This window comes from Bacillus sp. KICET-3 (assembly GCF_033261025.1).
GTDB classification, from domain to species: domain Bacteria; phylum Bacillota; class Bacilli; order Bacillales; family Bacillaceae; genus Bacillus; species Bacillus sonorensis.
The window spans coordinates 783,179-802,904 of sequence record NZ_CP137345.1 but is presented as its reverse complement, the minus strand read 5'-3'; the positions used below and the strand labels follow the sequence as shown (position 1 = coordinate 802,904).

The following is a 19,726-nucleotide window of genomic DNA, read 5'->3' as shown; positions in this document are numbered from 1 at the left end:
TCAGATACGTTCCCCTTTTTAATGGTTTAGCCAACCTGCCATAAACCGGCTGCGTAGAGAAGATTAGCTATAATCCCCAGCAAAATCACCGCAATAGGTCCAACAGCCAATTCAACGAGTGGTTTTGATGCCATTCGGTTGATTAAATAGCAGCCAATCACCCAAAAGAATCCAAGTCCAGGAGCAATTTTTTCTCCCGCCATGGCACTGCCGATTAAAATAGCCATTCCGAGAACATCTGATAGTGAAGTTCGAATATGCTCCCCCATTTCCCGTACGCCAGGCAATTTATCCATGCTTTTTGATACTGCCGATAACGAGATGACCTCCAAATACATGATGAGGGCGCCTAATATAAAAGCTAAAATCGGCACATCCCTGAAAACCAGGCCGACTGCAAATACCAGTGTCGTACCGGCTAAACCATAAACTCCAGTTACAATGGCAGTTGAAAAAACTAAAGGGATGAATCCGATTCCGCGTGCAAACGTAGCAATGGCTGCCTCCGTATAAAGTTCCTTATTTATCAAGGCTTGGGGCATTGCATCAACTGCTAAAATCAGCATGGAGGATGTTAAAGAAACAAGACCGCCCATTAAGGCTAATAAGAAGCGGTTTTTTTTGATTCGATTTACACGTTCATTAAAAATATTGACTAAATCGGCATTTGTAGATTCGCCTCCTCCCCTGATTCTCGCTGCATAGTAAATCATCATGACCATTCCTATTAATAAAGCCATCCCTTCAGGGCTTAGAGAAATGTTATATCCAGCCACTTGAAACGAACCAAATTTTTTGAATAACAGCAGAGAAGCTAATGTGACAATTGCAGTCACGGCGGCTTTCTTCAATCCGTGCTGATATCCGACCGCTACAGCTGGAAACACTGTAAAAGCAATAATAATCGGATTGCCGATCAGACTTAGCGAATCTATAAAATTGACAGGAAGCATGCCAAAGAAATCGACTACAAATTGAAGCCCCAAAACGATTCCAATACTATATACAGCGCCAATTATTCCTGCTGCGATCATTCCTATTTTGTTATCCGGGGTCCAAATACCAATAATGTCACACGCTAATAAAATACTATGGCCAATAATGATCGTAGCTCCTATGGACAACGGAATGCCAAAGCCGATAATCAAGCCAAAACTTAGCGCAAAGCTCGTTGCCGCAAGCTCTCCTCTTTTCATTCGCCCCTCAAGATATTCAGGCATAATGGGCCGCAAGCCATCATTAAACACAGCCACCCCGCGATTAACCAGAATGGAACCTAATGCACCGACGGCCACTATGACAATACATTGGATTAAAGTAAGATCCATTTCCTATTCACCTCTATGGATTTTTCTCAAACTCTGTATAGAGAACATGTTAAAGGTCTGAAAATGAACGCGCCCTCCATTGTTATTTGGATTCTCTATTTTGAACACGCGAAATTAAAGCGCTTTCTTTTTTTAGAAAGACTGGCCTTTCCGTTTTGCTACGTTCCTTCAAATTAATAAGGAAGGAATTAATATATCCAATATCTTTTTAGAAGAAGAAGCCGTAAAACCAAACGCAATCTTTCCACTATCGACTTCCTGCTCTATCTCTTTCTTGGTTTTTATCGTGCTTGGGGAAGCCAGGGTAGAACATTTGTCTTTTCCTAATAAGGCAATTGCCATTGCAAGCGCGCCGCCTGATCCTGTTTCACAGGCTCCAATATAATAGTCGGCCTTATTGTTTTTTATCGCCATTACCGCGTCCAAATCGCTTTTGACTGTAACGTCTACGTTAATTCCCCCAAGCTCTTTCACTTGCTTTTCGATTGCCTGCTTATTCAGCTGTCCACCTATTACAATTCTCACCATTATCAAATCCTCCTATTGATTACATTCTATGACTCTATGAAGATGAAGATAAAAATAGGCGCGTTCCCCTTCTGGAAGCTCTTGAACTGCCTGTGAATCGATATAGTCAATCACCTCTTCTATCATGTTTTGATATGGAGTCTCGTATACTTCATTGATGATGTCATTTGGTGGTTCATCTTCGCATTCCCCCCTTTCCAATCTGGCCAAAGCCATTGACATATGCGTCCAAAACATATCCGAGTCTTCGATCACCTGTTTTTTCAATTTACCTGCTAAAAAGTCAAAAGTATTCAAAGTTGCCGAGACTACATTTTTTGTTACAGCATGGCCTGCGGTTAAAATTTCCAGCTTTTCTTCGACTTGTCTGCGATTCATACAATACCTCCAATATACTGTATTTAGTATTTTTATGTAAAAATGCGTGACCCAGTGCAACCTTTCCGTTGGGTCGGGTCCGCATTTTAATAGCGCGGTATTTTCTCCCCTTTTTCTACGATTTTTTGAATGTCTAATATTTGTTTAACGCCAACCATACTCCACTTTTCTGTTATTTCTTGTTCTCTGCCGCCATCAATCATGATTACTGCTTCAGTTGTATCCTCGGACATTTTCTTTGCTTTCGGTGAACAAAAATCGACGGCTCTAAATGTTTGAATCATTCTTTCATCATCAGCATTCCAGACTGCGGCATCAATTTGTTTTGAATTCAGCATATCAAACAGCTGCATATAATTGACATTTATAAATTCGGCATTCTTGCTTTCAAATTCAGCCATTGTTAGCCGCTTTTGGTCCAGAGACTCCAAATCGACGCCTACTTTGACAGCACCCCTTACCGCATCCTCTTGAGAATCGGCTAAGAAAATTTTATGGGCATTTACATAACTGCCCGGTCCAAACCTTTTAAAGACTTTTAAGTTTGGATATTCTGCTATGGCGTCATCTGCTGTCAGTTTAGAAACAATTGCAAAATCGCTTCTCTTAGTCCGGACGGCTTCAATTCGATTCACTCCACCGCGCATATAAATCAAGTTCACTGTTTTTCCGGCGGATTCAAAACCTTCGACGATTCCTGTTGCCAATCCCTCGTATTTTCTCGAATATGGAAGGGGCATGGAACCGATTAATGGTGCAATTCCTGCTATTTCGAGCAATAAATTGTTATCCTTGCTTACTAAATACGTCCCTAAATGGCCCCTTGCTTCCAATTGAATGGCTTTCATATCGGCTAATAAATTCAGCGCGCTTTGCACGGTTCCCCTTCCAATGGATAACTGATCACAATAGTCTGAAATACGGGGGATTTTTTCGCCTGTTTTGAGCCCCAACAATTCTTTCGCAATATTTTTGGCTGCCAATCCATTTTTAGAATAAAATTTTTCCCACATCATCAATCTTCCTTAGACAATATACTATATTCTGTATAATTGATTATAAGTGATTGCGCTTACACTTGCAACAAATATTTTAAGCCATGATACTTTTCAAAAAAAGAAGCAGCCGAAAAGGCTGCTTCTTTTTTATGAATCATAGATATGCACGGTCGGTTCTTTGGCTCCCGGCTTTTTCAGAATGAGCGCTTCCTGGCCGTCTGATGAGGTGATGTTGATTTCGACGTTCAGTTCGCTCTTGCCGTAATAATCCATGACTTCTCCGGTCAAAAATTGGGTGAAAGCGATCACTTCGCTTTTTCCGTAAAACTGCATCGGAATGTTAATTTTCATTTCCTGCATTTGGTCGTCTTTGTACAATGCCGTTCCGACGACCCCTGTGTAATTAGGAAAATACGTTTCGACTTTATTTTTAAAACGTTTGAACAGCTCCGCGTCATCCGGATGTTTTGTCGTTCCGTCCGTTGACGGGAAGAACGTGTATTCTTCATTGATATTGTCCCAGCCGGTAATTTCGCTTGTACCGGCTTTCACATCGGTTTTGGCGATAAAGTTTCCGGGCACGATCGAGGATTTCGGCGCCTGTTTGTACAGGACGATCGTCAGCGGAATGTTTTTGAGGTCATCCATGTTCCGGATGCGTTTTGCCACTTCCTGAGCGATCTTTTCGCCCTCTGCTTTAATTTTTTTATCGCTGATGTTCACTTCTTTTTGCGGATCGCCGACATTTTCCCGGTAATAGTACACCGAGTTGAGCGCAAGGCCGATCACAACGCCGCCGAGCTCGATCGTATCTTTGTCTTTTCTGACGAGATAATCGTGTTCAAGCATATGGGCCAGATAAACCGGGCTTTCTTCGTTTTGTTTTTCTTGAGAGCCGCTTCCGGAAAGAGGCGGATTCAGCCCGAGATTTTTAAAGTTTTTATCTTTTTTTTCCGCTTTTTTCAGGTCATTCCCTGTTTTTTTGCGGGCCAGCCAGTTTGTGATCGTGTCTTCGTCCAAATATTGGCCTTCCTGAAACAGATAATCTTTCGTTGAGAACGAGTCTTGAGCGAGGCGCATCATGCCTGTTTCAAATTCATCGATGTCAAGCCTCGTGTTCAAGCGGTCGGTCGTCAGTCCGCGCGCTTTTCCGGCTTTAAAAGGAATCACCATTTTGTAATAAGAATCAGAGATGTTGTATTTCGGGATGATGGCTTTTTCTTTTGACTTATTCGTCTTTTGAACCATCTCCTGCTCCTCTTCTCCCTTAAAATTCGGCGCACAGGCTGAGAGCATCAACATACTCGCAGCAGCCGCCAAAATCAATGCTTTTTTCAATAGAAAACACTCCTCTTATTTCTTTAGCTCACTGATCAACCTTGCTTCATCCCATACTTCGATGTTGAGCTCTTCAGCTTTGGCCAGTTTGCTGCCTGCCGCTTCGCCGGCAATGACGAGATCGGTTTTTTTGCTTACACTGCCTGTGATTTTTCCCCCGAGCGCTTCAATTTCTGCTTTCGCGTCGTTTCGCGACATTTCACTAAGCTTTCCGGTCAGCACGATCGTTTTTCCTGCAAAGTAGGAATCGCTCTCTTCCGCCATCACTTTTTTCGGGCCTTTATAAACCGTATTCACGCCGAGCTGTTCAAGCTCATCCAACAGTTTGAGCATCTCTTCTTTTTCAAAATAGGTGACGATGGCATCCGCCATTTTTTCACCGATTTCGTCCACTTCCACCAGCTCTTCTTTTGACGCTTTTTTGAGCCGGTCAATCGTTTCAAAATGCATCGCGAGCGTTTTCGCCGCCTTCTCGCCGATAAAACGGATGCCGAGGCCGAAAAGAAGCCGCTCCAACGAATTTTCCTTCGATTTTTCAATGGACTGGAGGAGATTGTCGGTCGATTTTTCTCCCATTCGTTCGAGGTTGATCAGCTGTTCCCTTGTCAGCTTATAAAGATCGGCGACATTGTGGACCAGATCCGCACGGAACAGCTGTGTGATCACACGCTCTCCAAGTCCTTCTATATTCATGGCGTTGCGGGAAACGAAATGAATCAGTCCTTCCCTGATCTGAGCCGGACATTCCGGATTGATGCAGCGCAGTGCGACCTCTCCTTCGATTCTGACAAGCTCGCTTCCGCATTCAGGACATTCGTCAGGCATGTTGAATTCCTTTTCTTCGCCGGTCCGCTGTTCAATAAGCACATTGACAACCTCAGGAATGATGTCCCCCGCTTTTTTGATGACCACTTTGTCAAACAGCCGAATATCCTTTTCCTTAATTAAATCTTCGTTATGAAGGGACGCTCTTTGGACCGTCGTCCCGGCCACTTTTACAGGCTCAAGTATCGCCGTCGGCGTCACGACGCCGGTGCGGCCGACGCTTAATTCAATATCCAGCAGCTTTGTGACGACCTCTTCTGCCGGAAACTTGTAAGCGATCGCCCAGCGCGGGCTTTTGGCCGTGAATCCGAGCTCTTCCTGCTGGTGGAGCGAATCGACTTTAATGACGATGCCGTCGATTTCATACGGCAGATCGGCCCGTTTCGTCTTCAGCTCTTCCACGATGCCGATAACCTCATCAATCGTGCTGCATTTTTTTCTTTCATGATTGGTTTTAAAGCCGAGCTCATCAAGAAAATCAAGGCCCTGACTTTGCGTTTCGACTCCCATTTCGTCAAGCTCCGCTATACTGTAGACGAAAATGTCGAGATTTCGTTTCGCAGCAATTTTCGGATCAAGCTGTCTCAATGAGCCGGCGGCCGCATTCCGCGGGTTCGCAAACGGCTCTTCCCCCCGCTCGTTCCGCGCTTCATTCAGCAGTTCAAAGGAACGCTTCGGCATAAAGGCTTCGCCGCGCACCTCTATCGAAAGGTCGCGCTTCATTTTCAGAGGGATATTTCTGATCGTCTTTAAGTTCTCGGTTATATCCTCGCCTGTCGTTCCGTCGCCCCTTGTCGCCCCTCTGACAAATACCCCGTTTTCATAACGCAGCGAAACAGCAAGACCGTCAATTTTGAGTTCGACGTTATATTCAACGTCTCCGACCGCCTGGCGGACCCTGCGGTCAAAGTCGCGCAGATCCTCTTCATTAAAAGCATTGCCGAGGCTGAGCATCGGCGTTTTGTGCTGCACTTTTTGAAAAGCGTCCAAAACGGCTCCGCCGACGCGCTGTGAAGGTGAATCAGGCGTTTTCAGATCCGGGTGCTCCTCTTCAATCGAAATGAGCTCCTTCATCAGTTTGTCGTATTCGGAGTCAGGCACGCTCGGGTCATCAAGTGTGTGATATTCATAGTTGTATTTGTTGATCAGTGCATGCAGTTGGACCACACGGCGTTTAGCTGCTTCTTTTTCCATTAATTTCGTCCTTTCATTTCAGGTCTTTTGCCATTATTGCTTTTCAATTGGCGCAAAGGCCGCGAGCAGACGTTTGACTCCGATCGGACTCGGAAAGGCGATATCAAGCTCTGTTGATTCACCCGCTCCTTTCACGCTGACGACCGTACCCACGCCCCATTTTTTATGGGAGGCTTTATCTCCGACGGCCCAGTCGATTCCGTCTCCGCCGGTTTTGCTGTAGGATGCCGCCGGACGGCTGACGGGTCCTCTCCGTTCTGGCTTGCGTCCGAACGGTGCGGCTGCCGTGCTCTTCTTCTCATTTAGATTGTCCAATAATTCTTCCGGTATTTCCGCGATAAAACGCGATTCCGGATTCATATTCGTTCTGCCGAATAATGTCCGCATCCGCGCGTTTGTTAAGTAAAGCTCTTCTTCGGCCCTTGTAATGCCGACATAAGCGAGCCGCCGCTCCTCTTCCATTTCCGCTTCCTCCATCAGGGAGCGGCTGTGCGGGAAGACGCCTTCTTCAAGTCCCATTAAAAAGACGACCGGAAATTCCAGCCCTTTTGCGGCATGGAGTGTCATTAAGATCACGGCTTCATTGTTTCCGGATTCCTCTTCCTGCTGGTCAAGCTGGTCGATATCGGCGATCAGCGCCAAATCCGTCAAAAAGGCGACGAGCGATTTATCTTCGCTTTGCTGCTCAAAGTTTTTCGTCACGGATAAAAACTCGTCGATATTTTCAAGCCGGCTTTGGGCTTCGAGCGATTTTTCCGCTTTGAGCATTTCGCGGTATTCGGTTTTCTCGAGAATTTCTTCCGTCAGTTCTGTGACGGATAAGTATTCCTGCATATTCGTTAAATTTTCAATCATCTGTCTGAAGTCATCAAGGGCATTGGCCGCTTTCGCGCTGAGGCCGATAAAATCGACCTGGCCGAGCGCTTCAAACAGGGACAATCCGTTCATGTCCGCATATGCGGCGATTTTATCGACGGAGGTCGCCCCGACGCCGCGCTTTGGCACATTGACGATTCTGGCAAAGCTGATATCATCATCCGGATTTGCGACAAGGCGCAAATAAGCGAGAATGTCTTTAATTTCTTTCCTGTCGTAGAACTTCGTTCCGCCGACGATATTGTAGCTGATGTTTGCTTTCATCAGCGTTTCTTCGATGACGCGGGACTGGGCGTTTGTCCGGTATAAAATCGCAATATCGGAATAGGAGCGCTTGCCGGATTGGACGAGCTCCCGGATTTTGCCCGCCACAAACTGTCCTTCGCCAAACTCGTTGTCCCCTCTGAAATAGGAGATTTTCGCCCCTTCGTCATTTTCAGTCCAAAGTTTTTTGGGCTTTCTGTTTGAGTTGTTCTTGATCACTTCATTGGCCGCATTTAAAATCCGCTTCGTCGATCTGTAGTTCTGTTCGAGTAAAATGACGCTCGCATTCGGATAATCTTTTTCAAAAGACAGGATGTTGGCGATGTCCGCTCCGCGCCATCTGTAGATCGACTGGTCCGAGTCCCCGACAACGCAGATGTTCTGGAAGCGCTGGGCCATTTTTTTGACGAGCAAATATTGCGCCCTGTTCGTATCCTGATACTCATCGACATGAATATATTGAAATTTGCGCTGATAGTATTCAAGAACTTCCGGCACCCGGTCAAACAGGCGGATCGTCGTCATGATTAAATCGTCAAAATCAAGGGACTGATTTTTCCGCAGTTTTTTCTGATAATCTTTGTAGACGTCGCTGACAACCTGCTCAAAAAAGCCGCCCGCCGTTTTCTCATATTCCTCCGGGTCGATCAGTTCATTTTTCGCCCCGCTGATGGAGCCGAGAATGCTCCGCGGATCAAATTTTTTCGGATCGATGTTTCGTTCTTTCAAGATCCCTTTAATGACTGAGAGCTGGTCAGATGTATCAAGAATCGAGAAATTGCGGTTAATCCCGATACGGTCGATGTCTCTCCGCAAAATTCTCACACACATGCTGTGAAAGGTCGAAATCCAAATGTCGTCAGCCCCCGGTCCGAGAATGCTTTCGACACGGTCTTTCATCTCTCTCGCCGCTTTGTTCGTAAACGTAATCGCGAGGATGTTCCACGGGGCGACGCGCTTTTCCGCCATTAAATAAGCGATTCGATGGGTCAAAACCCTCGTTTTTCCGCTTCCCGCGCCGGCCATGATCAAAAGCGGCCCATCCGTTGTTTTGACCGCTTCCTGCTGTACGTTATTCAACCCATTTAATAATTGGTCGCTAATATAATTCAAAATCCGTTCACCGCCTCTTCAAACGTATGTTCTATTATAAACCAATCCGGTTAGTTTCGCTCATTTTTTTACGGCCTTCACCGTTTTCAACGCTTGTCCAAAATCTTCATAAATCGCATTTCCGACAACGACGACATCGGCATATTCAGCCATGTTTGCCGCAGTTTCCGGGTTTTTGATACCGCCGCCGTAAAATAAAGTCGTATCGGTCAGAACGGCTTTTGTTTCTTTGACGATCTCGGCATCCCCGAGCATCCCGCTGTATTCCAGATAAAAAACCGGCAGATGGAACAGTTTTTCGGCCAGTCTCGCGTACGCTTTGATATCCTCAAGCTCAAGCGCAGGATTTGCATTTGTCAAAGCTGCCGCCTTGCAGTCCTTGTTTAAGATACAATAGCCTTCCACAATGATCTCTTCCGGTGACATCAGCTCACCGTATTCTTTCATTGCCTCTTTATGTAGACCGACGATCCAGTCTGGATTATTGCTGTTCAGCACGGTAGGGATAAAATAAAGGTCAAATCCCGGCACAATCGCATCAATCGTGGATACTTCAAGGACGCACGGCACTAAAAAACGCCGAACCTTTGACATGAGGCGCAGCACGTCATCCTCTGTGACATTGTCGCTTCCGCCGATCAAAATCGCATCTGTTCCCGATTCACACAGCTGTTCAAGCTGATCGTCCGTTATATCTTTATTGGGATCGAGTTTAAAGACATGCTTCCACTCGGTAATATCGTACATGAAAAAAGCTCCTCCAATCGTTCTTACCATTTAAATATTATAACAAATTCACCCCTGTTGGAAAAACGGATTCCCGAAGAAAGAGAAGGGGAAAATTTGGGCGTAAAAAAACCGCCTGCGCTCTTAAAGCCAGGCGGTTTTGCGATCTTCCTCACGAAGATGATTCAGATTCTTTTTCTTTTACACGGTCCAGTGCCATAATATATGCGTCATTTCCGTAATTCAGGCAGCGTTTGACCCTGGAAATGGTCGCGGTGCTCGCTCCGGTCTCGGTTTCTATTTTGTGGTACGTGTTGCCGTCGCGAAGCATTCTGGCTACTTCGAGCCGCTGAGCCAGCGATTGAATTTCATTTATGGTACACAGATCATCGAAAAAACGGTAGCATTCTTCGAGATCCCTCAATGACAGGATGGATTGAAAAAGCTGGTCAAGCTCTCTCCCGCGTAATTTATCGATCTGCATCGTTACACACCTTCTCCTTTACTAATAGAAACCTTGCTGAGATCGGGAATGATGTTGATCCACGTTTTTCCCGGAACAAAAGGAACGGTTTTTCCGTCCTTCACCGGTATGATCCGGCCGTCTTCATTCTTCCAATCGACTTGGCGGACTTCCCCGTTTTGCAGAAGCAGCCCTTGTCCGCCTGATCGCAGGTCAATATCCCTTCTCCCGTCGGTATCTTTTACTTGATGTTCGGCTTCCACTATTAAAATATTTTGAAGAACAACCGGTTCTTCTGTTTCAAGGTCTGTTGTCAACATGCCGTCTGATGTTCTCACATAACCGCCAGCCTTTTTATCATAACCATATTCAACGTTGTTTGTAACGTTTTTTGTGCCATAATCTAACCGAGCCGAATAAGGCGTCCCGGAAGATGCAGCACGGGCGGTTTGAAATGTATACGGTTCTGTGCGGGCTTTCATGGAATATCCCTTATCATCGGCAGCTTTTTTGATATTTTTAAATGAAGTATACGAATTATGGGGCGCTTCCCGGAAGTCTGTTCTCCAAAACAAACTGCCATCATAATCCATTCCATTGATATGATCGGAGTCACCGCTTTTAAGCCGGTTTTTGGCACCGGGACTCCAGCCGTGGTGCACCAATAGGCCGTCAAAGCCAAGAGCCAAATCAATGAAATACTCGCGCGCGCTTCTGACGGGACCCGCAGCTTCAGGCATCTCGCTTTGGTAAATCGCCAAAAACCTTGTGATCGGGCCTTCACTCAGAGCCTCAATTACGATGTCCGCCTTGCTCAATCCCGACTGCGGTCTTGCCTTTGGATGATTGTTCACCACAACGGCAAGCGGCCGCTGCTGAACATTCCCATCCGCTTCCAAACCCGTCAGCGGATAGATATTTTTATCGGCTTCCCGTTTTTCTTTGGGCTGGCATGACATAAGCAGCACAGCACAGGCTATACACAGCAGTACTCTTGCGTATCGATTGGTCATACATTAGCTCCCGCTCTTTTATATTTTAACGCATTATCGATGGAAAGAGTACAGTTTTTTTCATGACATCAAAGATCCCTTTCGGCGTCACCCTGATGTATGGCAGATGGGTGCTTTGCAAGAAAAGCAGAGTAAAGACCGGATCGGTGAACACGTACCCTCTTTCAAATAGAAGTTCTTTCAGCCTGTTTTCCCGCTCAAGCACTTTCTCATACGTCTCATTTGATGCCCCGCCGCCTAAATGAAGAGGAATTTCGTGCAGGATTTTGCCGTTTTCGGCTAATACGATTCCGCCGCCGATGTCTTTCATCCGTTTAAATGCCAGCAGCATGTCTTCTTTATTTTTGCCGATGGCCACGATGTCCCCCGTGGTGGAATACGAGCTGACAAACCCTTGAACGCGGGATGCAAATCCCTTTAGCATCGTATTGACCCGCCATTTGCCTTTTTTATCGAACATGGCGAGATAGCTTTCATCATGATCGAAAGACAGCTGATTGACCGAGTTGTCAATCTCAATCGTATAAGGCTCCATGATCACGTCGTTCCGCATCTTCAAGCCGAGCGGCATGGAAAACTGCAAATCGTCCATCGTTAGATCATATGAAAGGTTCAGAGGGACAAGACCGCCTTTTTTCCATTCGGGCTCTGAAAACATTTCCGTGTTCACGCCGTCTGATTTTAAGATTCGGCCTTTTGCAAGGACCGTTACCGGAGTCGGGTTTTCAGGGCTTTCTAAAATGTTTAATGTCGCATATCGACCAGGTGCGACGACGCCGAGAAGGTCTTCAAGCTGATAGTATTTCGCAATATTAAATCCGGCCATATTATAAGCGTCAATCGCCGGAACGCCCTCTTCAAGGGCAATCGAAATCAGCTGGTTTGTCATGCCTTCCTTATAGAAATTCGGCGTGGCGCCATCCGTTGTGTAAAACATATGGTCATAATGGCGGAATCCCTCTTCATGCAGCTCACGCAGAATCGTTCTCAGATCCGGACGTATCGAAGAATGCCTTAATCCGGCATAATAGCCAAGCTCAAGCCGCTTTAATACCTCTTTTCCCGTCATCGCTTCATGATCCGCATCCGCGCCGAACAGTTTCATTTTTGTCAGCGTTTTCTCGGAGGCGCCGGGAAAATGGCCTTCGATCCGTTTCCGCCTTCTTTTCGTGCATTGCATGCAGTGAAGCATCAGGTCGTCTCCTTCTAAAAGACGCGGCCAGCCTGTCATTTCTCCTCCCTGAATCACGTCAGGATGCTCGCCCCAGTGCTTCCGGTAGTCAATCGAAAGCATTTGGTCTTCATCAGGCACCTCTGTCTGCAAATCATACCTTGACCACCAGTAATAGTGAACAGGCTGTTTTTTCAGTTCTTCCAAAATAGAAAACGCTTTCTTTTTTCCGCAATGCAAAAGCAAAAACAGGTTGTCGTTCACCAATGTCGTTGTTCCAAACTGTGACACATATTCAGCCAAAGTTTGGGGATTATAAATTTGAAAAGGATGCGCATGCGGCTCAATATATCCTGGTACAATGTATTTTCCTTCACAATCTATGGTAGTTTTAACAGCCGTTTTCGGAAGGTCACGGCCGACATAAACGATTCTGTCATGATGAATCCATACGTTTGCAGAGATCCACTGCTTTAAATACGGGTTCAATACGTATGCATTTCGTAAAAGGAGCGTTGGGAGCGACCTTGAACTTACAACATCAACTTGTGATCTGATGTCTTTATTTTTCCAATTTAAGGTGCGTTCGAACATTCACATACTCTCCTTTACATGTAATGACCCTATGTTAACACATTTACTATTGTCACGCATTACCATTCCGTTACAATTTTTCGAAAACACACTTTATTTAATTATTTTAATCGGAGGAATCAATATGAAGCAAAACATCGGACTGTTTGACGCCTTATTCCGCATCGCCTGCGGGCTTACGATCCTGTCCGCGGCGGCGGCCAAATTCACGAGAAAGCCGTGGTGCAGAATGACGCTCTTTTGCATGTTTATGGGTGCGATGAAAACCGCTTCCGGCATCCTGAGATTCTGTCCCATGACTTATGTATGCCAGACATATATGAAGCAGAGCGAATCCGAAGGACAATCGTAAAAAAAGCACCCCTGTTGGGATGCTTTTTTTCATGATGAAAGCAGCGCCTCTTTGACATGGAGGCGAAAATGTTTCAGACCGTACATGCTGCTGTTGGCCATCGGCTCTGTCGAGATCGTTTCCATAGCGGAATATTGCTTGAGGAGCGCCTCCAGCGCGATTTTTGTCTCCAGCCTCGCCAAAGGGGCGCCCAAACAGAAATGGATGCCGTGGCCAAAGCCGATGTGCCGGTTTGGATGGCGGTGAATATCAAATTCGTGCGCCCGTTCAAATGCAGCTTCATCCCGGTTGGCTGAGGCAAGAAAAGCGATCACTCCCTCTCCCTTTTTCAAATTCACTCCCCTGATTGCGGTATCCTGCTGGACGAAGCGCACGATCATCGGCGCCGGCGCGCGAAAACGGACAGCTTCTTCGACGGCCTGGGGGATCAGGTCAGGCTGATTTGCCAACTCGTCAAGCGTACCCGGTTTTTCAAGAATGCTGTAAACCATATTTGAAATCAAATTCGTCGTTGTCTCATTGCCAGCTAAAAGCAGCAGATTGCAAAACGGAACCAATTCATCAGGAGAAAGCCTGTCCCCATCTTCTTCAGCTTGAATTAAAAGTGAAATGATATCATCTCCCAGATTCCGTCTTTTTTCTTCAATGACGTTTTCAAAAAACGCGCTTAAGTCTTCTTCACCTTTATTCCTAATGGTCCGCCACTCCATGACGTCCTCTTCATAAGCGCTCTTCGGCAAGCTTACTAATAGATCTGACCATTCTTTGAATTTCTCCTTATGCTCAGATGGAACACCCAGCAATTCTGAAATGACCATAACGGGAAGAGGATAAGAAAAATCCTGAACGAGGTCGATTTCGTCCCGGCCGCGGGCCTTTCCAAGCAGTTCATCCGTCAGCACCCGGATGCGCGGTTCCCACTCTTTCATGATGCGCGGTGTGAAAGCTTTGCTTACAATCGACCTGATTCTGGTATGTTTTGGCGGATCCATGCTGACCATTGTTTTCGCAAATGTATTGCCGGATTCAAGCTGAGGGAATTGATTTGAAAAAAAGTCTTTGTCGCTGATCACTCTTTTGACATCATCATAAAGAAACACGTTCCACACTTTGCTGTCCTCATCATAGCAGACAGGTGATTCCTTGCGCATTTTTTCGTACCAGGGAAATGGATCATACGGGTCCTGCCGGTTTTTTCCGTTTAGAAGAGCTTTTTGAATAGGGTTCTGCTGTTTTGCCGAGTTCACTCGCTTCACTCCTTCTTTTTGCTTGTCAGCTGAATCATATTGGCAAATATGTTAGTTTAAAATCAAAAAAATTCACTGGATGATTCAACCAACAAATGACAGCAATGTGTCGAAAAAGGCAGAGGAGGCTGACTGCATGGCTGACAGCTACCGCGGGGACAAGCGGATGACGCAATCGAAAAAAAACTTAAAAAAAGCTCTTTTTGAATTGCTTGCCGAAAAAGAATGGGAGAAGATATCCGTTCAGGACATTACGAAGCGGGCAAAGCTGAACAGAACCACATTCTATCAGTATTATAAAGACAAATATGATCTGCTTCACCAGCATGTGAGCGATATGTTTGAAGCGATGAAGCAAGAGATTTTCTCCCCTCATGGCGCTGACGGCGATGATGATAAGCCGGAGGCATACTGGTATGTCCTGCGATTCTATCGACATTTGAAGCATAACTGCCGTGATTTTACGATCATTATCAACAGAAGGTATGAGCTGAATATTAAGGATTTACTTCATGATTTTTGGAATGACAGTTTTTTAACAGGAGTCAAAAAGGCTCCGGACGGCGAACTGCAGCATTGGGTTCCCTTGGACATTCAAAGGCAGTTTGTGATTTCCGCCTATGAAGGCACAGCGGCATGGTGGCTTGAAAATGGAATGCCTTATACGCCTGAATATATGGCTGAAGCCATGATCAGCCTGATCCAAAAAGGATGATGTAAAAAAAAGAGACAAAATGAGCACTTCCCATTTTGTCTCTTCATGTTTATTTCTGTGCGGCTTTTAAGGCGCGCGCGCCGATATCCGTCCGGTAGAAAAGCCCCGGCTTGGTGACTTCGCTTACCGCTTTGTAAGCCGTTTCCCTCGCCGCTTCAAACGTATCGGCAAAGGCCGTCACATTGGCGACGCGGCCGCCGTTTGTGACAAACTGGCCACCGCTTATTTTCGTTCCTGCGTGGAAGACGACCGTATCTTCCTCTGCTGGTGCCAAGGAGCCGATCGGCGTACCTTTTTCATAGCTTTCCGGATAGCCTTCAGACGCCAGAACAACGGTGACTGCCGCCGTATCCTTCCACTTCAGCTCAACTTCGCGGTCTTGCAGCAGATCAAGCATCACCTGAACAAGATCTGATTCAAGTCGCGGGAGCACGACCTGTGTCTCCGGATCTCCGAATCTGGCATTGAATTCAATCACTTTTGTGCCCTTTTCCGTCAGCATTAAGCCGGCATATAAGACGCCGGTAAATGAACGGCCTTCTTTGACCATGGCCTTGGCTGCGGGCTCCAAAATCGTTTTGACGGCATCTTGAACGACCGCATCGGAAATCTGCGGCACAGGAGAATAGGCGCCCATTCCCCCTGTATTCGGACCCTTGTCCCCGTCAAATGCCCGTTTGTGGTCCTGGGCGATCACCATCGGATATACTGTTTCTCCTTTAACAAATGCCATCAGCGAAAATTCTTCGCCGCTTAAAAACTCCTCGATCACGACAGATGCGCTCGCTTCGCCGAATTTTTCATCCTCGAGAAAATCGTGAAGGCATTGTACCGCTTCTTCCTCTGTCATCGCGACGGTCACGCCTTTGCCGGCTGCAAGCCCGTCCGCTTTGATCACGATCGGCGCTCCTTTTTGCCCAACATAGGCTTTCGCTTTGTCAAAGGACGTAAATGTTTCGTATTCGGCTGTCGGAATCTGATATTTCTTCATCAAATCCTTCGCAAACTGTTTGCTGCCTTCGATCACCGCAGCTTTGCGGGAAGGGCCGAAGACCGGCAGCCCCGCTTTTTCAAACTCATCGACAAGGCCTTCAATCAAAGGAACTTCAGGACCGACGATCGTCAGTCCAATATTGTTTTCCTTTGCGAAAGCGAGAAGGCCCTCGTGATTGCCTTCATCAAGATCAACGAGTACGGCCGTGCCCTCCATTCCGTCATTGCCGGGCGCTGCATAAACGGTGTCGACAAGCGGGCTCTGCGCCGCTTTCCAGGCTAATGTATGCTCTCTGCCGCCTCTACCGATAATCAATACGTTCACGCTGTTTCCTCCCCTTAATGTTTGAAGTGGCGGATTCCGGTGAACACCATCGCGATGCCGTACTCATCCGCTTTTTTAATCGAATCTTCGTCACGAACCGAGCCGCCCGGCTGAATGATTGCCGTCACACCGGCTTTAGCCGCTTCTTCGACCGTATCAGGCATCGGGAAGAAGGCGTCTGATCCGAGGGCGCTTCCTTTCGCTTTTTCGCCGGCCTGTTCAATCGCGATTTTCGCGGAGCCGACGCGGTTCATTTGCCCGGCACCAACACCGATCGTCATGTCGTCTTTGGCAAGCACGATCGCGTTTGACTTTACATGTTTGACGACTTTCCAGGCAAGCTTCAGGTCGGCCCACTCCTGTTCTGTCGGCTCCCTTTTCGTCGGGATCGTGATGTCGGCATCATCAAAGCCGTGCATATCCAGATCCTGAATCAAGAGTCCGCCTTGAACGGATGTCAGCTGCTTTTCGTTTTTGACAGGCTGATTGACATCAAGCGTCAACAGACGGAGATTTTTCTTGGATGTTAAAATCTCAAGCGCTTCTGTGCTGAATGAAGGTGCGATGATGATTTCCAAAAAGATTTGATGAAGGACTTCGGCAGTTGCTTGATCCACTTCACGGTTAAGGGCGATGATTCCGCCGAAAATCGATGTTTGATCAGCCGCGTAGGCTTTGTTGAACGCTTCCGCAATCGTTTTGCCTGTGCCGACGCCGCACGGGTTCATATGCTTGACCGCAACCGCCGCCGGCTCTGTGAATTCACGGACGATTTGGACTGCGGCATCCGCATCTTTAATGTTATTGTAGGAAAGCTCTTTTCCGTGAAGCTGATTCGCTGAAGCGATCGAACCGCTCACAGGGATGGCGCTTTGATAAAACACGGCTTCCTGATGCGGGTTTTCCCCGTAGCGGAGCGACTGTTTTTTCTCGAATGTGACGGTGAACTGTTCAGGCTCTTTTTCTCCTGTCACGTTTGTCAAATAATCGGCGATCAAAGCGTCATATGCCGCCGTGTGGCGGAATACTTTCGCCGCAAGCTCGCGTTTTTTCTCGAGGGACACCGCACCGGCCTCTTTGATGTCGGTCAGCACCGGATTGTAGTCTTGAGGATCGACGATGACGGCCACATCCTGATGGTTTTTCGCTGCGGCGCGAAGCATGCCCGGTCCGCCGATGTCGATATTTTCAATCGCTTCTTCGTATGTGACGCCTTCCTTAGAAATCGTTTCTTTAAACGGATAAAGGTTGACAACAACGAGGTCAATCGGCTGGATGCCTTGTTCACTCAGCTGTGCCATGTGCTTTTCATTATCGCGGACGGCAAGGAGACCGCCGTGAATGTTCGGATGAAGGGTTTTCAGCCGGCCATCCATGATTTCCGGAAAGCCCGTCACTTCGGAAATTCCGATCACATCAACGCCGTTTTCCTGAAGCAGCCTTTTTGTGCCGCCCGTTGAAATCACTTCAACGCCAAGCTCTGTCAATTCTTTTACAAAAGGGACAATGTTTGTTTTATCAGATACGCTGATTAATGCGCGTTTGATCGTCATTTCTTCTCACCTCTGCCATTTAGTTCAAGAAGCTCTTTAATCACTTCAGGGTAAAGCTCATGCTCCAATTTGTGAATCTTTTCTTCAAGGGATTCCAATGTTTCGTGCTGATCAAGTTCAAGCGCCCGCTGAGCGATGATGGGTCCTGTGTCCATCCCTTCATCAACATAGTGAACTGTAATTCCCGCCACTTTCACGCCCGCTCTGTACGCTTGTCCGATCGCGTCGATGCCGGGGAACGCCGGCAGGAGCGACGGATGGATGTTGATGATTTTGTTCCGGTACGCCGAAAGAAGCGTGTCACCGATCAGCCTCATGTAGCCCGCCAGCACGATCCACTCCGCCCCGTGGAGGCGGAGCTGTTCAACGATGAGTTGTTCAAAAGCCGCTTTATTTTCAAATGATTTCGGCTGAAAAGCGAATGACGGGATTCCGGCTTTTTCGGCCCGCTCCAGCACTTTCGCCTGCGGTTTGTCGCAGACGACAAGCACGATGCCGGCATCCCAGTTTTCTTCTTTCATTTTCCTCAAAATCGCTTCAAAATTCGTCCCGCTTCCTGATGCAAATACCGCAAATTTTTTCATGAAAGTCCGGCACCGCCAAACGTCACGCCGCTTCCGGCTTTCACCCGGCCGATCAAATAGGCTTTTTCCCCGTGGCCTTCGAGCGTTTGAATAATATCTGTCATATGCTCTTCTTTGACAGCGAGGACAAAACCGATGCCCATGTTGAAGACATTGAACATTTCTTCTGATTTCAAGCCGCCTTTTTCCTGCACAAACGGGAAAATGGCGGGGATCGGCCAAGATCCATGGTCGATTTCGACACCAAGACCTTCAGGCAGCATCCGCGGCAGGTTTTCGATAAAACCGCCTCCCGTGACATGCGCCATGCCGTCGACTTTTCCCGTTTTTACGGCTTCAAGCACTGGTTTGACATAAATCCTCGTCGGCTCTAAAAGCTCTTCGCCAAGAGGCCGTCCAAATGGTGTATATGTTTCATGGAGGCTCAGGCCGGCATCCTCAAGAAGAACTTTCCGCACGAGTGAAAAGCCGTTGCTGTGCAGGCCGCTTGAAGAAAGTCCGATCAGGAGATGTCCTTCGCGAATTCTTTCGCCCGTTACGATGTCATCCTTTTCAGCTACTCCTACTGAAAAACCGGCAATATCATATTCATCCTCAGTATACAGACCCGGCATTTCCGCCGTTTCTCCGCCGATGAGCGCAGATCCCGACTGAACGCAGCCTTCAGCAACTCCTCCCACGATCTCCTCTATTTTGGCCGGATCGGCTTTTCCGACCGCAAGATAATCGAGAAAAAACAGCGGTTCTGCACCTTGGGCCAATACATCGTTCACACACATCGCCACAGCGTCCACTCCGATCGTGTCGTGTTTATCCATGGCAAAAGCCAGTTTCAGCTTTGTCCCGACGCCGTCCGTCCCGGAAATGAGAACCGGTTTTTTATAAGGAAGCTCTGACAGGTCAAACATGCCGCCAAAACCGCCTAGAGCGCCCATCACGCCGATGCGCTTCGTCCGTTCGACATGCTTTTTCATCCGTTTGACGGCCTCATAGCCAGCCTCAATATCAACCCCGGCGTTTTTATAGCTTTCAGACATCATCATCACTCCTATTCCGCGCTAGTCCATTGATCGATTTCAATTCAAAAGAGCAGCACATTTCCCGCTGCCCCTGATTCATGTTCACAAGGTGCGGCGCCTAGCCGGACG

18 protein-coding genes are annotated in these 19,726 nt (G+C 47.2%); 2 read left to right on the top strand and 16 right to left on the bottom strand.

Annotation, left to right across the window (positions count from 1 at the left end):
- Window positions 1-26: 26 nt before the first annotated feature.
- The 11 genes from R5H20_RS03985 to R5H20_RS03935 form a co-directional block, all read right to left on the bottom strand.
- Window positions 27-1,328 (bottom strand): YhfT family protein, encoded by a 1,302-nt coding sequence (locus tag R5H20_RS03985; protein WP_006637351.1) that lies wholly within the window; start codon window positions 1,326-1,328, stop codon window positions 27-29.
- Between the two features lie 168 nt (window positions 1,329-1,496).
- Entirely contained in the window at window positions 1,497-1,856 is a 360-nt protein-coding gene (locus R5H20_RS03980; RefSeq protein ID WP_006637350.1) for a DUF2620 domain-containing protein, read from the bottom strand.
- Between the two features lie 12 nt (window positions 1,857-1,868).
- Window positions 1,869-2,234: a PRD domain-containing protein gene (locus R5H20_RS03975; RefSeq protein ID WP_006637349.1), complete on the bottom strand. Its 366-nt coding sequence runs from the start codon at window positions 2,232-2,234 to the stop codon at window positions 1,869-1,871.
- Window positions 2,235-2,320: 86 nt separating this feature from the next.
- Entirely contained in the window at window positions 2,321-3,250 is a 930-nt protein-coding gene (yhfZ, locus tag R5H20_RS03970; protein ID WP_254726463.1) for a GntR family transcriptional regulator YhfZ, read from the bottom strand.
- 129 nt (window positions 3,251-3,379) lie between these two features.
- Entirely contained in the window at window positions 3,380-4,570 is a 1,191-nt protein-coding gene (locus R5H20_RS03965; protein ID WP_006637347.1) for a CamS family sex pheromone protein, read from the bottom strand.
- 15 nt (window positions 4,571-4,585) lie between these two features.
- A complete protein-coding gene (gene ligA / locus R5H20_RS03960) occupies window positions 4,586-6,589 on the bottom strand; it encodes an NAD-dependent DNA ligase LigA (protein WP_006637346.1) in 2,004 nt (667 codons plus the stop codon).
- Between the two features lie 33 nt (window positions 6,590-6,622).
- Window positions 6,623-8,842: a DNA helicase PcrA gene (gene pcrA, locus R5H20_RS03955; RefSeq protein WP_006637345.1), complete on the bottom strand. Its 2,220-nt coding sequence runs from the start codon at window positions 8,840-8,842 to the stop codon at window positions 6,623-6,625.
- A gap of 60 nt (window positions 8,843-8,902) precedes the next feature.
- Window positions 8,903-9,589: a heptaprenylglyceryl phosphate synthase gene (locus R5H20_RS03950; protein ID WP_006637344.1), complete on the bottom strand. Its 687-nt coding sequence runs from the start codon at window positions 9,587-9,589 to the stop codon at window positions 8,903-8,905.
- Between the two features lie 151 nt (window positions 9,590-9,740).
- The gene (locus tag R5H20_RS03945) at window positions 9,741-10,052 is read right to left on the bottom strand and encodes a YerC/YecD family TrpR-related protein (RefSeq protein ID WP_006637343.1); all 312 of its coding nucleotides are present in this window, start codon (window positions 10,050-10,052) and stop codon (window positions 9,741-9,743) included.
- A 2-nt stretch (window positions 10,053-10,054) separates the two neighbouring features.
- A complete protein-coding gene (locus R5H20_RS03940; protein WP_006637342.1) occupies window positions 10,055-11,044 on the bottom strand; it encodes a DUF3048 domain-containing protein in 990 nt (329 codons plus the stop codon).
- A gap of 25 nt (window positions 11,045-11,069) precedes the next feature.
- Window positions 11,070-12,809 (bottom strand): adenine deaminase C-terminal domain-containing protein, encoded by a 1,740-nt coding sequence (locus R5H20_RS03935; RefSeq protein ID WP_006637341.1) that lies wholly within the window; start codon window positions 12,807-12,809, stop codon window positions 11,070-11,072.
- A gap of 124 nt (window positions 12,810-12,933) precedes the next feature.
- Here R5H20_RS03935 and R5H20_RS03930 point away from each other — a divergent pair, with 124 nt between their 5' ends.
- A complete protein-coding gene (locus tag R5H20_RS03930) occupies window positions 12,934-13,161 on the top strand; it encodes a YgaP family membrane protein (RefSeq protein ID WP_006637340.1) in 228 nt (75 codons plus the stop codon).
- A gap of 29 nt (window positions 13,162-13,190) precedes the next feature.
- On the opposite strand, the gene R5H20_RS03925 is transcribed toward R5H20_RS03930, so the two are convergent.
- Window positions 13,191-14,408 carry a cytochrome P450 gene (locus R5H20_RS03925; RefSeq protein ID WP_006637339.1) on the bottom strand — a complete coding sequence of 406 codons (1,218 nt, stop codon included), beginning with the start codon at window positions 14,406-14,408 and terminating at the stop codon, window positions 13,191-13,193.
- A gap of 136 nt (window positions 14,409-14,544) precedes the next feature.
- Here R5H20_RS03925 and R5H20_RS03920 point away from each other — a divergent pair, with 136 nt between their 5' ends.
- The gene (locus tag R5H20_RS03920; RefSeq protein WP_006637338.1) at window positions 14,545-15,123 is read left to right on the top strand and encodes a TetR/AcrR family transcriptional regulator; all 579 of its coding nucleotides are present in this window, start codon (window positions 14,545-14,547) and stop codon (window positions 15,121-15,123) included.
- A gap of 49 nt (window positions 15,124-15,172) precedes the next feature.
- Here the strand turns inward: R5H20_RS03920 and purD are convergent, their stop codons facing one another.
- The 4 genes from purD to purM are packed head-to-tail and all read right to left on the bottom strand — an operon-like array spanning window position 15,173 to window position 19,615.
- Window positions 15,173-16,441, bottom strand: coding sequence for a phosphoribosylamine--glycine ligase (gene purD, locus R5H20_RS03915; RefSeq protein ID WP_006637337.1), 1,269 nt, complete (start codon window positions 16,439-16,441; stop codon window positions 15,173-15,175).
- Window positions 16,442-16,455: 14 nt separating this feature from the next.
- Entirely contained in the window at window positions 16,456-17,994 is a 1,539-nt protein-coding gene (gene purH, locus R5H20_RS03910; protein WP_006637336.1) for a bifunctional phosphoribosylaminoimidazolecarboxamide formyltransferase/IMP cyclohydrolase, read from the bottom strand.
- Window positions 17,991-18,578, bottom strand: coding sequence for a phosphoribosylglycinamide formyltransferase (gene purN / locus R5H20_RS03905; protein ID WP_006637335.1), 588 nt, complete (start codon window positions 18,576-18,578; stop codon window positions 17,991-17,993). Before purN ends, purH begins: the two co-directional genes overlap by 4 nt.
- Complete coding sequence (gene purM / locus R5H20_RS03900; RefSeq protein ID WP_006637334.1) at window positions 18,575-19,615, bottom strand: phosphoribosylformylglycinamidine cyclo-ligase; 1,041 nt, start codon at window positions 19,613-19,615, stop codon at window positions 18,575-18,577. Before purM ends, purN begins: the two co-directional genes overlap by 4 nt.
- Window positions 19,616-19,726 lie beyond the last annotated feature (111 nt).